This is a genomic window from Campylobacter concisus (genome assembly GCF_002913945.1).
In the GTDB taxonomy this organism is placed as follows: Bacteria; Campylobacterota; Campylobacteria; order Campylobacterales; family Campylobacteraceae; genus Campylobacter_A; species Campylobacter_A concisus_P.
The window spans coordinates 1-13,587 of the sequence record NZ_POZK01000028.1 but is presented as its reverse complement, the minus strand read 5'-3'; the positions used below and the strand labels follow the sequence as shown (position 1 = coordinate 13,587).

Sequence of the window (13,587 nt, the reverse complement as noted above, 5' to 3'; positions counted from 1 at the left end):
TTGTAAAATACCAAAAAACAAGCAAAATGGCTAATTTAAGTTTCTAACCAATTTAGCCATTTTCTATGAATTCTTTAAATAAATTTATAAAATTAATGAGGTGGGTGATGGCGAAGAAATTTATCGATGTTATGGATACGACCTTTAGAGATGGCTTTCAGTCAGTTTATGGCGCCAGAGTGCTTATGAATGACTTTTTGCCTGCGCTTGAAGCAGCCAAAGAGGCTGGCATAGAGCATTTTGAATTTGGCGGTGGGGCTAGATTTCAAAGCCTTTATTTTTACCTAAATGAAGACGCTTTTGCGATGATGGATAAATTTAGAGGCATCGTAGGACCAAAAGCAAATCTTCAAACCCTAAGCAGGGGCGTAAATACCGTCACACTCGATACTGGTAGCCGTGAGCTGATCGACCTTCACGCAAAACTTTTCAAAAAACATGGAACTACTACCATTAGAAATTTTGACGCGCTAAATGATGTTGAAAATTTAAAATATTCAGGCGAGAGAATAGCTCATCACGGACTAAAACACGAAGTCGTAGTTACGATGATGGATCTGCCTAGTGGCTGTGTGGGAGCACATGATGTTAAATTTTATGAGAAAATTTTAAGAGAAATTTTAGACGCAAATATCCCTTATCACAGCGTTTGCTTTAAAGATGCAAGTGGCACAAGTAGCCCACAAAAGGTCTATGAAACCATAAAAATGGCTAGAAAGCTACTTCCAGAAAAAACTCATATCAGACTTCACACACATGAAACCGCAGGCGTAAGTGTGGCTTGCTATCTTGCAGCGCTTGAAGCCGGCGTTGATGGCATAGATCTAGCCGCAAGCCCAGTAAGTGGCGGTACAAGCCAGCCAGATATCTTAACTATGCTTCACGCAGTAAAAGGCAAAAACTATGATCTTGGCGGACTTGACGTGGAGAAAATTTTAAAATATGAAAGCGTTTTGAATGATTGTTTAAAAGAGTATTTCTTGCCGCCTGAAGCTGTGCAAGTAAGCCCACTCATACCATTTTCACCGATGCCTGGTGGCGCACTCACTGCAAATACCCAGATGATGAGAGATAATAATATCTTGGATAAATTTCCAGAGGTCATCCTTGCGATGCGCGAGGTGGTGCAAAAGGGTGGATACGGTACTTCAGTGACCCCTGTTAGCCAGTTTTACTTCCAACAAGCGTTTAATAATGTAATGTTTGGCAAGTGGAAAAAGATCGCTGAGGGATACGGCAAAATGGTGCTTGGCTACTTTGGCAAGACCCCAGTTACGCCTGATAAAGAGATCATTAAGCTTGCTAGCGAGCAACTAGGCTTAAAACCAACTACAAAACACGCAGTTGATATAGCTGATAAAGATGAGAGCAAATCACTTGCACATGTGAAAGAAATTTTAAAACAAAATAAGATCAAAGTCACCGAAGAAAACGTCTTTATAGCAGCAGCTTGTAAAGAAAAAGGTATCGCGTTTTTAAAAGGTGAAGCCAAAGTAAATGTAAGAAAGATCGATCCAAATGCTAAAGCAAACGAGGGCAGACAAACTCAAAGTGGCAGATATAGTGTCGTCGTAAATGGTAGCCGCTACAATGTCGAAGTAAGCGAAGGCTTTAACGATAGCATCCAAGTAAAATCAATCACCGAAGTTGAAGGCAAGAGCGTGAAAAATGCCAAAAGTGCAGCAGCAGGTGCAACTGAAAATGATATCGTTGCAAGCTTGCCGGGCGCTGTGCATAAAATTTTGGTAAGCGCAGGAGACCATGTCAAAAAAGGGCAAGCTGTAGTCGTGCTTGAAGCAATGAAGATGGAGATAGAGGTCAAAGCCCCAAAAGATGGTGTGATAGGCTCTATTGAAGTTAGCAAAGGTCAAAGCGTCGCGAACAATCAAGTAGTGGCTAAATTTAAATAAATTTGCCACTTTTAAAAAGATAGTGTTAAGCGAAATTTGATTAACATTTTGATGACTTTTAGGTCAGAATTTATAAAGAAATGAAAATTTTAAAGGAAACAACATGATAAATAAACTAGACGAGCTAGGTCTAAAAGAGATCAAAAAGATAAATCACAATCTAAGTTACAACGATCTTTTTGAGCTTGAAAAGGCAAACAACGAGGGCAGGGTTTCAAGTAACGGCACATTTATGGTTGATACAGGAATTTTTACTGGAAGAAGCCCAAAAGATAAGTACTTTGTAAAACAAGATCCGAGTCAGAAGTATATCGCTTGGGGCAAGATAAATCAGCCTATCACAAAAGAGCTTTTTGACAAGCTTCTTAAAAAAGCAAAAGAGCAGCTAAGCGGTAAAGAAATTTTTATCCAAGATGCATTTTGTGGGGCTAGCAAAAAGAGCCAAAAATCAGTCCGTTTTGTCACCGAAGTAGCGTGGCAAGCACACTTTGTAAAAAATATGTTCATTCGTCCAAGTGAAGCGGAGCTAGCTAAATTTGAGCCTGATTTTGTAGTATATAACGCTTGTAAGACAAAAAATGAGGACTACAAGGCTGATGGGCTACACTCAGATGTCTTTGTTATCTTTAATGTCGAGGAAAATGTTGCAGTGATCGGTGGCACATGGTACGGCGGCGAGATGAAAAAGGGCATTTTTTCTATGATGAACTACTGGTTGCCACTTGAAGGAAAGCTAAGTATGCACTGCTCTGCAAACGTAGGCGAGAAGGGCGATACAGCGCTATTTTTTGGCCTATCAGGTACTGGCAAAACCACACTTTCAACCGATCCAAAACGCAAACTAATAGGCGATGATGAGCACGGCTGGGACAATGACGGCGTGTTTAACTTTGAGGGTGGCTGCTACGCAAAATGTATAAACCTTGATCCAAGTAGTGAGCCAGAAATTTATGCAGCGATCAGGCGTGACGCGCTACTTGAAAACGTCGTAGCTGACGAAAATGGCGTGGTTGATTACAAAGATGGCTCAAAAACTGAAAATACACGCGTTAGCTATCCGATCTATCACATCGACAACTACGAGCCAAGCTCAAGCGCTGGCCATCCAAAAAATATCATCTTTTTAAGCGCTGACGCTTTTGGCGTGCTTCCTCCAGTTGCAAAGCTGACAAAAGAGCAGGCGATGTATTATTTCCTAAGTGGCTATACAGCAAAAGTTGCTGGCACAGAGCGCGGTATAACTGAGCCTGTTGCTACTTTTAGCGCTTGCTTTGGCGAGCCATTTATGCCACTTCACCCAACCGTCTATGCAAAACTACTAGGTGAGAAGATCGATAAGCATGGCGTTAATGTCTATCTTGTAAATACAGGCTGGAGCGGCGGTGCTTACGGCGTTGGCAAGCGTATGAGCATAAAAGCAACTCGTGCTTGCATAAATGCGATCCTTGATGGCAGCATCACAAAATGTGAGTTTGAAAATTTTGATAAATTTAACTTTGCTATCCCAAAAGAGCTTGATGGCGTCGAGACAAAACTGCTAAATCCTATAAACACATGGACACATCCGGCCGAGTATAACGCTTCACGTGATAAGCTCGCTAAGATGTTTGTTGAAAATTTCAAACGTTACGAAGATGTAAAAGAGGGCGTTGAGTACGCTAAAGCTGGACCAAAAGCTTAATTTTATAGCCTTGCAAAGAGCTTGCAAGGCTAGTCTTTTTATTTGATATTTTTGATATGACTAAATTTAAAGTATCTCTCTTCTAAATTCCAATCTCAAGTGTTACATTTGTAAATTTATTCTAGTAAGTAACAAAATATTAGATATTGCCAAATATATGAGTTGCTAATAAAATTTTTCCTATTACACTTAGCTCCTAGTTTTTCTTTTTGTGCTTGAACTAGTTATCAAATATTGTTTATTGTGTTGCTTTCTAAAAATTTTTATAGGTTTGAGGAGGAGATATATCACATTAAATTTAGAATAAAAAATAATAAGGGCAAAGTTGCCCTTATAGTTATAAAGTTATATTATGAGTGAAAGTGAAATTCCTCCGGATGATCTAGTGCGTATCTAAATTTATCCATATCGACTTTTTTATCCCAGATAGAAACTATCATGCAACCAACAGCGTTACCGCAGAGATTACCAACTGCACGCATCTCTGACATAAATTTATCGACGCCAAGTAGCACAGCTACGGTGACTACTGGTATGCCAGTGCTCGGAAGTGCACTTAATGTGCCAGCAAGGACGACAAAGCCCGATCCTGTCACGCCAACAGCGCCTTTACTTGTGATCATTAGTACGATTAAAATGCTTATTAGATGCTCAAAACTTAGCGGTATATTAAATGCTTGAGCTAAGAAAATAACGCTTAGGCTTAGATAGATGTTGGTGCAGTCAAGGTTAAATGAGTAGCCAGTTGGAATGATAAGGCCAACAGCACCTCTATTTATACCAGCTGATTCTAGCTTTTGCATAAGTGGCGCAAGAGCTGTTTCGCTCGAGCTTGTCGCAAAGACTACCAATACTTCTTTTGAAATAAAACGCATAAATTTAAAGACATTGATTTTTGCAAAATAGCAAATAATGCCAAGTACCACAAAGATGAAAAAGCAGCTTGCAAGTGCCATAACAACCAAAAGCTCCATCATGCCAAGAAGCGTTCCGATGCCAAATTTACCGATCAGATAAGCCATAGCTGAAAATGCAGCCACTGGGCTAAAGAGCATAAGCCAGCTAAGAAGCTTTAAGACATAGTGCTGAATAAATTCAAGTGGCTTTAGGCAAGCTTGTTTTTTATCATGAGCTAGCAGCGAAAGCACGATGGCAACGATAATAGCCATAAAAAGTACTTGAAGTGTGTTTGATTTTATAAATGGATCAAGTATATGCACATAAGGAAAGATGTCATCTACTGGTACAGCACCTCTTAAGAGATGAAGTGTATGTGCTACAAATCCGCTATTTGCGTCCATGTTTGCAGCCTGAGATGTAAATTTAGCCACACTTGAGGCATCAAGCTGAGTGTAGTCAAGATTCATACCATGCCCTGGACGAAGCGTCTCTCCAAAGATGATACCAACAGCAAGCGCAAGTGTGCTAACTATCTCAAAATAGATAAATGCCTTTAATCCAATAGACCCAAGATCTTTCAAACTCTCAAGCCCAACGATACCTGAAACGATCGTTAAAAAGATGATAGGGCCGATTAAAATTTTAAGTGCTTTTATAAAATAATCAATGCCTGGCTTGCTTGCTATACCAAGCTCAGGCGCGACCATGCCAACGATAACGCCACCAACAATACCGATCACAACCCAAAAGGCAAGATTGGTAAATAATCTTACAGCAAGATTTCCTTGCTTTTTAGTATTATTCATAAATTTCCCCTTTATAGGCTTTCTCTGATCTTAGCAGAGATGATCTTATCGCCTTGTCTTATAGCGTCAAGCACCTTTAAGCTCTCATCATCAACGCATTTTCCAAAGACTGTATGCACGCCATCAAGATGAGGCTGTTTGCTATGACAGATGAAAAACTGTGATCCGCCAGTATCACGCCCCGCGTGAGCCATGCTTAGGCTACCGCGCTCGTGTTTTACGTTTTGTTTATCGCATTCGCATTTTATTCTCCAGCCAGGACCGCCTGTGCCTGTTCCATTTGGGCAGCCGCCTTGGATGACAAAATTTGGTATAACTCTGTGAAAATTTAGACCATTATAAAAGCCCGATTTTATCAAATGTACAAAATTTGCGACAGCTTGTGGAGCTTCTTCGGCAAAAAGTTCAAGTCTGATCTCGCCTTTGTCTGTCTCTAAAACTGCAAATTTATCTTTTTTAAGCTCATCTAAATTTACATCATAAACTTTTAATTCATCAAAACGCATGTATTTCCTTTTTATTCGATATTTGTATAAACTGCTTGAACGTCATCATCGTCTTCTAGCTTATCAAGAAGCCTCTCAACCTCAAGCATTTGCTCTTCGCTTAGATTCACAGTTTGATTTGGTAAGTATTGAAGTGAAGCTTTTTTAACTACTAAATTTAGCTTTTCGATACCTTCATGAAGTGTACCAAAATTTGCATAATCACCATAAACAAATAGCGTCTCATCGTCAGCCTCGATATCGCTTAGACCATAGTCTATCAGCTCAAGCTCGATCTCTTCAATGTCTGCGCTTGGCTTTTCAAGCTCAAAAACGCTCTTTCTTGTAAACATAAAGCTAAGGCTACCACTTGGCAAAATTTCTCCACCATTTTTGCTAAATATCGCTTTAACATTGGCAACCGTTCTTGTTGGATTGTCAGTCGCACACTCAACGATGATTTGCACGCCGTGAGCTGCTTTGCCGTCATAAAAAATAGTCTTAATATCGGCGCTATCTTTGCCATTTGCTCTTTTTATAGCTGCATCGATGTTGTCTTTTGGCATATTTTCAGCTTTTGCTGCTGCGATAGCTGCACGAAGTTTAGGGTTCATATCTGGATCACAACCACCATCTTTTGCGGCTACTGTTATAGCTTTTGCAAGTTTTGGAAATACCTTGCTCATCTTATCCCATCTAGCTTCTTTTGCCGCTCTTCGGTACTCAAATGCTCGTCCCATAAATATCCTTAAATAAATTTTTTACGGATTATAACTAAAAAAATTTTATACTTTTTTAAAACATTTTTACTTTGCCTATTGGGGATTATTGGTTTGTAAATCGTAGGTTGATATTTGGTAAAAATTTAAGCTAAAGGCATATAATCATGCCATGATAAAAAATGCTCAAAAACAAGATGCAAAAATCTGCATAAAACTACTAAATTTAGCTATGGAGGACATCGCCTACAAGCTAAGTGGCTACGATGATCCTATTAAAAGTGATGAAATTTTAGAAATTTTTTTCAAAAGTGAGACAAATAGACTTAGCTATAAAAATGTCTTTGTTTATAAATATAATGAGGAAATTATCGCTGCTATGTGTGTTTACTTTGGTGGCGACGCGGAGCAGCTTGATAGAGAAATTTCACAGCATTTAATGGCTCTTGGCAAAGATGCTCAAGTAGAAAAAGAGTGTTTTGATGACGAGTTTTATATAGATAGTATCGCTGTTGATAAAAATTTTAGAGGCCAAGGGCTTGCAAAAGAGCTCATAAGGCATTCATTTGTCAAGGCAAAAGAGCTAGGGCATAAAAAGGTTTCATTAATAGTAGATACAAATAAGCCAAAAGTTCGTAAATTTTACGAGAGTTTGGGCTTTAAATTTAATGTCAAGAAAATTGTAAATTTACATGAATATGACCATATGATAAAGGAGATAATATGAAAACATTTGAAGCAAACAATATCCACTGCCAAAATTGTGCGAACACTATAAAAAACGCACTTGAAGATGACTTTGGCAAGATAGAAGTTGATCTTAGCAAAGAACCAAGACAAGTTAGTCTTGATATAAAAGATAGCGATGTTGAGAAATTTAAATCTGAAATGGCTGATTTGGGATTTGACGTGATAAAAGAGCTCTGATATGTCTTTAAAAGTCAAACTAAATATAGCGGGAATGAGCTGCGTAAACTGCTCAAATGCTATCGAAAAGGTTTCAAAAAAGATAGATGGAGTACTTGAAGCAAATGTAAATTTTGCAAACGCAAGCGGCGAGTTTATCCTAAAAGACGCTAGTGTGCGTGAAATTTTAGAGCAAAAGATAAAGAAGCTTGGCTACTTTGTGGCAACTGATATTGATGAGTTTGAAGTAAAAAGAAAAGCTCACATTAGAAATATTAGAAATAAATTTCTATTTGCATTTATCGCAAGTATCATAATAATGGCACTTGAGATGTTCGCACCTCACAGCTTGCTAGTAAATTTAGTTATGCTAGCTTTGGCATTTTTAGTTCTTATCTTTAGTGGCAAAGGCTTTTTTACTCATGCCTACGAAGCGGTAAAAAATAGAAATTATGATATGAATGTGCTTGTCGCTCTTGGAAGCGGTAGCGCGTTTTTATACTCGCTTTTTGTAGTACTTTTTGAAAAATTTCTACCAAATGATCTAAAAAATATCTATGTTTCAGGCGTAGCGATGATAATAGCTTTTGTGCTTCTTGGCAAGTATCTTGAAGAGCGTTCAAAGGCAAAAGCAGGGGATTATCTAAAGAGACTACTTAAAATTTCTCCAAAAACTGCATTTTTACTTATGCCAGATGGGAGAAGCAAAGAAGTACCAGTAAATGAGCTAAAAATAGGCGATATCGTCGTTGTAAAGAATGGCTACAATGTTCCATGTGACGGCGTGATAGTCCAAGGCGGAGCTGAAATCGATGCTTCGATGCTAACGGGCGAGAGCCTGCCAATTTATAAAGAGGTAGGCGACAATGTATTTGCAGGTACATTAAATACAAATGGCTACATAAGCGTCAAGATGACAAAAAGCTCGTTTGAAAGCTTGTTGTCTCAAATTTTAAGCTTACTAAATGATGCTAGTACGAAAAAGATGCCAATAGGTAGGCTCGCTGATAAGATAGCAAATATCTTTGTGCCAAGCGTGGTAGCGATATCGGTGCTTACGTTTTTGGCTTGGATCATTTTTGATGGAAATTTTGCTTATGCGATCTCTTGTGCGATCTGCGTTTTAATAATCTCATGCCCATGTGCTCTTGGACTTGCTACGCCAATAGCAATAGTAAGCTCGCTTGCACGTGGTGCAAAAGCTGGAATTTTAGTAAAAAATCCAGAAGTTTTAGAGCTAATAAAAGATGCTAAATTTGTAGCATTTGACAAAACTGGCACACTTAGTAAAGGGCAAATCAGCGTCAAAAGCTCAAATTTAAGCGAGCAAGATTTAGCTCTTATCGCTTCTGCTGAAAATTTAAGTGAGCATCTCATCTCAAAAGCTATCGTTAGATATGCAAAGCAAAAATGTATAGATTTACAAAAGCTAAATGGAAAATTTCAAAATGTTGTCGGGCAAGGCATCATCTATGAAGATGAGAATAATCAGATAATAATCGGAAACGAAAAGTTGCTTTTGGCAAATGAAGTGAGTTTAAATCCGGATGAAAGTAAAGCTATAAAAGAGGCTACAAATGATGGAAGTGGCGTAATACTTTGTGCTATAAATAAAAAATTTGTCGGTTTTTTAACGCTTAGTGATGAGCTAAAAGACGAAGCAAGCGATGTTATAAATGAGCTTACAAGTCTAAATTTACAAAGTGTGATCATCTCAGGCGATGATGAGAAGGTGGTTGCAAGTATCGCCAAGAAGCTAAATGTAAGCAAATATCACGCAAATATGTTGCCTGAAGATAAATTTAATGAGATAAAAGAGCTTGCAAGCCACGGTGGCGTTATCTTTGTTGGAGATGGCGTAAATGACTCACCATCGCTTAAGGAAGCAAGTGTTGGCATCGCTATGAACTCAGGCTCAGATATAGCAAAAGGTGCTGGAGATATTGTACTTGTTAAAAATGATTTGCGTGGAGTGACTGGACTAGTTAGATTAGCAAATGCTACTATGGCAAACATAAAAGAAAATTTATTTTGGGCATTTATTTATAACGCGATTTGTATTCCAGTGGCTGCTGGCGTGCTTTACCCGGTCTTTGGGCTACTTTTAAGCCCAGTTTATGGCTCAATGGCGATGTGTTTTAGCTCTGTTACTGTCGTTTTAAATGCACTTAGACTTAGATATCTACGACTTAAGGATTAAAATTTGAAACTTGGAGAACTTTATAGTGTTGTAGCGGCTGCGCTTGCTGCAAATTTTAGTGGCATTTTGGATGTTTCATCTTTTATGCGTATCAAAAAGACAAATGCGTGGATAACGCAGACAAATAGCGAAGCAAATAAAAAAGGTAACGAGCTTTATGCCAAATTTATCAAAGATGAAAGTAGTGCAGCTTTATGTGACGATTTTGTCATTTTAAAGTCAAAATTTGAGGCAAGCTACTATTTTTCTTCTGCAAAAGATGATCTAGCTCAATTTTATAAGGCTATAAATTTTCAGCCAAAAATGGGCGAGGCTGATAGCATCTCAAATCAATTAATTTTAATAGCAAATATTTTAAAAAGCGAAGCATCTAAGGAATCTATGAAGCTTCTTGCAGCTTTTGGTGTCTCATTTTTCTTGCCTTATGCTAAACAGCTTTCAAGAGATATCCAAAAAGACGCAACTAGCAATTTTTATAAATCAATGGGATATTTTTTAGAGGATTTTTGCTTAGTTCTAGAAACTATTATTGGCAAGGCTTAGTTTTAAGCCTGTGCCATTTCTATCATTTGAGTTTTAATGCTTAAAATATTATTTTGAATGGCTGACTGCTCTAAATTTAAGTAATGAAGCATTTGCATAGAATTACGATCTTTTAGGCTTTGGATGCTTGAAATTTGATGTGAAATATCTAGCTTTTGATCTTGTAATTTTTCTAAGTCTTTTTGTAACTGTGTGGTACTCGCCTTATTAATAATTATAGGGGAAATTTTAGCATCCTCTCTTTGTTCTACATGTACTTCATTGCTTCTAACAATATCTTTTTTGTCATAGCCAGAAGATACTAACATGCTTGTTTTTGAGCTATTTGAAGAGATAGATGTATAGCCATCATGATAGAAAATATTTGAGTTCATATTTGCGTCTATTTGCATATCATCTTTCCTCTTATAGATTATTTTTATTTTAAACTATTTCAATAAAAAATTAAAATAGTTTTTAAAAAGTTATATTTTGAATTATATTTCTATATCCTTAAAGATAAATTATATTTATAACTTTTTTGCAACTTTATAGTTAAAATACCCAGTTAAGTGCTATTTTGTTAAAATCACGCAAAACTAATTAAGGGCAAAGCTATGAAAGAAGAGAAAAACGTACACAAAAAGATGTGGGAGGGCAGATTTAGCGAGGCTAGTTCGAAGCTGCTTGAGGAATTTAATGCTTCTATAAATTTTGATAAAAATCTTTTTAAAGAAGATATCGCAGGTAGCAAGGCTCACGCAAAGATGCTTGGAGTTTGCGGAATTTTGAAAAAAGATGAGTCAGAGGCGATCATAAAGGGGCTTGATGAGGTTTTATCTGAGATAAGAGCGGGTAAATTTGAGTTTAAGTTAGAAGATGAAGATATACATATGGCAGTTGAGAAACGCCTTAGCCAGATCATCGGCGCCGAGCTCGGAGGTAGACTGCACACAGCTAGAAGTAGAAATGACCAAGTTGCGCTTGATTTTAAATTTTACGTTTTGAAGAAAAATTTAGAAATTTCATCTCTCATCAAAGAGCTTATCACTACGCTTACAAATTTGGCAAAAAAACACAAAGATACGCTAATGCCAGGCTACACACATCTTCAGCACGCTCAGCCAGTAAGTCTTAGCTATCACTTGCTAGCATATGCATTTATGTTTAAAAGAGATTTTGAGCGTTTTGTTAGCTCATATGAGCGAAACAACCTAAGTCCGCTTGGTTCAGCAGCCCTTGCAGGCACTCCTCATAAGATAGATAGAACTATCGTTGCAAGTGAGCTTGGCTTCGCAGGTTGCACGCGAAATGCGATGGATAGCGTGAGCGACCGTGATTTTGCGCTTGAGATTTTATTTAACATTAGCGTTTTTATGACGCACGCTTCTAGGCTTTGCGAGGAGCTCATACTTTGGAGCTCACAAGAATTTGGCTTTGTAAGCATCAGTGACGCTTATAGCACGGGCAGCTCCATAATGCCTCAAAAGAAAAATCCAGACGTCGCTGAACTCATACGCGGCAAAACGGGGCGTGTAAATGGAAATTTGGTAGCGCTACTAACTACTATGAAGGGTCTGCCACTTGCTTACAATAAAGATATGCAAGAAGATAAAGAGGGTGTGTTTGACAGCGTCTCAACCATTTTAAGCTCGGCTACCATCCTAAATGAGATGATAAAAACGGCTAAATTTAATGAAAAAAACATGTTAAAAGCGACAAAAACTGGGCATCTAAGTGCGACTGATTTGGCAGATTATCTAGTGCGTGAAAAAAACATCCCATTTAGAACGGCACATTTTATCACAGGCAAAGCTGTCGCAAAGGCTGAAAGTTTGGGACTTGATTTGAGTGAATTAAACGAAGAGCAGCTAAAAAGTGTCGATGAAAATTTAGATGCAAATGCTATTAAATTTTTAGATCTTCACGCTTCAAAAGAGGCACGCACTTCAAAAGGCGGCACGGCAAATAAAAGCGTTGATGAGCAGATAGAAATTTTAAATGAGTGGCTAAAAAGCTAAATTTGAGGAGTTAAAAAATGAAATTAAAAAGTTTAATATTAAAAAATTTTAGGTCGTATAAAGATGTAAAAATACTTTTTGATAAAAGTATGAATGTCATCATTGGGCAAAATGATGTAGGAAAATCCACTATATTAGAAGCTTTAGATATTTTTTTGAAGGCGGTACAATAAAAATAGATATAACCGATTTCAGCAAAAATGCCGAGGATAATAAAATTATTATAGGTACAGAATTTGTAGTTGACGGTGAAAAGGAAATTTTAATAGATACCTCTAATAAAACAAAGTTGACAGACGAGTATCTTTTAAATGACGATGGTTTTTTAGAGATAGTAAAAGAATTTGAAATAAAAAATGAAAAACTACAAAAGGAAAAAGTATTTATAAAAGCACAGTATCCAAAGGAATACTCCGATGAGCCTCTAATTAACATGAAAATTTCTGACTTAAAAAAGAAACTAAATGAGAAATTTAATAAAGAAGAGGTTGAAGATATAGATAAGCGAACTAATGCTGAAATAAGAAAGGCATTATATGGTAAGGCGAGCAATGAATTTGAAGAAATAAAAATTGATATAACAAAAGAGGATGCTAAAGCCGTATGGGAACAATTAAAAAAATGGTTACCTTTATATTTTTTATTTCAGAGCGATAGAGCAAATAAAGATAGCGATGCTGATATACAAAATCCCTTAAAAAGCGCAACAAAAATAGCCGTAGCGAGATTTGAAAAACAATTTAACTCAATAAAAAATCAATTAGAAGAAGAACTAACGAAGATAGGCAACGAAACAATAGATAAAATGAAGGAAATGGGACTAGAAAATACAAATTCTTTAAAGCCTCAAATCAGCAGCAAAGGCTTAGATACTTTATTTTCATTTGGTTTGGAAAGTGATAATGGAATTGCCTTAAACAAGAGAGGAAGTGGTTTTAGGAGAATGGTATTATTAAATTATTTCAGAGCCGAGGCTGAAAGAAAACTGGAGAGTGATGAAAATAAGGATAAGGATATAATTTATGCCATAGAAGAACCAGAAACCGCACAGCATCCAAATCATCAAAAAATGCTTATAGAAGCATTAAAAGAGCTATCATATAAAGATAACTACCAACTTGTACTCACAACTCATACTCCGGAAATAGCAAAAATGGTTGATGAAGAAAATTTGATATTAGTTAGTAAAGTGAACGATGTTGCTATTATTAATAATGGAGGTAATAAGCTTGATTTAATAGCCAATACATTAGGAATTTTGCCAAGTATTCATCCTGAAAAAATTCAAAAATTAAAAGTAGTCGTATGCGTTGAAGGTTATACGGATATTGAATTTCTTAAAAATATTAATAAAAACATTATAGATTTTAAAAATTTAGTTGACTTAGAAAATGAAGCTATATTGATGATTTTTTAGGCGGTGCCTCTATTCAACAT

Annotated in this window: 13 protein-coding genes; 9 read left to right on the top strand and 4 right to left on the bottom strand. The window is 37.0% G+C overall.

What is annotated here, in order from left to right:
- Window positions 1-107 precede the first annotated feature (107 nt).
- Window positions 108-1,910, top strand: coding sequence for a biotin/lipoyl-containing protein (locus CYP64_RS06210; RefSeq protein ID WP_103649092.1), 1,803 nt, complete (start codon window positions 108-110; stop codon window positions 1,908-1,910).
- Between the two features lie 106 nt (window positions 1,911-2,016).
- Window positions 2,017-3,591, top strand: a complete 1,575-nt coding sequence (pckA, locus tag CYP64_RS06205) for a phosphoenolpyruvate carboxykinase (ATP) (protein ID WP_181001700.1) — start codon at window positions 2,017-2,019, stop codon at window positions 3,589-3,591.
- A gap of 350 nt (window positions 3,592-3,941) precedes the next feature.
- Here pckA and CYP64_RS06200 read toward each other — a convergent pair whose 3' ends face one another.
- The 3 genes from CYP64_RS06200 to CYP64_RS06190 are packed head-to-tail and all read right to left on the bottom strand — an operon-like array spanning window position 3,942 to window position 6,522.
- Complete coding sequence (locus CYP64_RS06200) at window positions 3,942-5,297, bottom strand: cation:dicarboxylate symporter family transporter (RefSeq protein WP_103559637.1); 1,356 nt, start codon at window positions 5,295-5,297, stop codon at window positions 3,942-3,944.
- A gap of 11 nt (window positions 5,298-5,308) precedes the next feature.
- The gene (locus tag CYP64_RS06195; RefSeq protein WP_103649090.1) at window positions 5,309-5,803 is read right to left on the bottom strand and encodes a peptidylprolyl isomerase; all 495 of its coding nucleotides are present in this window, start codon (window positions 5,801-5,803) and stop codon (window positions 5,309-5,311) included.
- Between the two features lie 11 nt (window positions 5,804-5,814).
- Window positions 5,815-6,522 carry a YebC/PmpR family DNA-binding transcriptional regulator gene (locus tag CYP64_RS06190; protein WP_021090734.1) on the bottom strand — a complete coding sequence of 236 codons (708 nt, stop codon included), beginning with the start codon at window positions 6,520-6,522 and terminating at the stop codon, window positions 5,815-5,817.
- Window positions 6,523-6,673: 151 nt separating this feature from the next.
- Between CYP64_RS06190 and CYP64_RS06185 the strand changes: the two genes are divergently transcribed.
- Genes CYP64_RS06185 through CYP64_RS06170 form a run of 4 tightly spaced genes read left to right on the top strand, consistent with a single transcriptional unit; the run spans window position 6,674 to window position 10,150 of the window.
- Window positions 6,674-7,228, top strand: coding sequence for a GNAT family N-acetyltransferase (locus CYP64_RS06185; protein WP_103649089.1), 555 nt, complete (start codon window positions 6,674-6,676; stop codon window positions 7,226-7,228).
- Window positions 7,225-7,428, top strand: coding sequence for a heavy-metal-associated domain-containing protein (locus tag CYP64_RS06180; protein ID WP_103649088.1), 204 nt, complete (start codon window positions 7,225-7,227; stop codon window positions 7,426-7,428). Before CYP64_RS06185 ends, CYP64_RS06180 begins: the two co-directional genes overlap by 4 nt.
- Window position 7,429: 1 nt before the next feature.
- Window positions 7,430-9,607 carry a heavy metal translocating P-type ATPase gene (locus CYP64_RS06175; RefSeq protein ID WP_103649087.1) on the top strand — a complete coding sequence of 726 codons (2,178 nt, stop codon included), beginning with the start codon at window positions 7,430-7,432 and terminating at the stop codon, window positions 9,605-9,607.
- Window positions 9,608-9,610: 3 nt separating this feature from the next.
- Entirely contained in the window at window positions 9,611-10,150 is a 540-nt protein-coding gene (locus tag CYP64_RS06170; protein ID WP_103649086.1) for an oxidoreductase, read from the top strand.
- A gap of 2 nt (window positions 10,151-10,152) precedes the next feature.
- Here CYP64_RS06170 and CYP64_RS06165 read toward each other — a convergent pair whose 3' ends face one another.
- Window positions 10,153-10,542: a hypothetical protein gene (locus CYP64_RS06165; protein WP_103649085.1), complete on the bottom strand. Its 390-nt coding sequence runs from the start codon at window positions 10,540-10,542 to the stop codon at window positions 10,153-10,155.
- 204 nt (window positions 10,543-10,746) lie between these two features.
- Between CYP64_RS06165 and argH the strand changes: the two genes are divergently transcribed.
- From argH to CYP64_RS06150, 3 genes are read left to right on the top strand one after another with little or no spacing between them, the layout of a single operon-like run.
- Window positions 10,747-12,150, top strand: coding sequence for an argininosuccinate lyase (gene argH / locus CYP64_RS06160; protein WP_103649084.1), 1,404 nt, complete (start codon window positions 10,747-10,749; stop codon window positions 12,148-12,150).
- A 17-nt stretch (window positions 12,151-12,167) separates the two neighbouring features.
- A complete protein-coding gene (locus CYP64_RS10530; protein WP_103649083.1) occupies window positions 12,168-12,323 on the top strand; it encodes an AAA family ATPase in 156 nt (51 codons plus the stop codon).
- Entirely contained in the window at window positions 12,275-13,567 is a 1,293-nt protein-coding gene (locus tag CYP64_RS06150) for an AAA family ATPase (protein ID WP_103649082.1), read from the top strand. The genes CYP64_RS10530 and CYP64_RS06150 overlap by 49 nt, the downstream gene beginning before the upstream one ends.
- Window positions 13,568-13,587 lie beyond the last annotated feature (20 nt).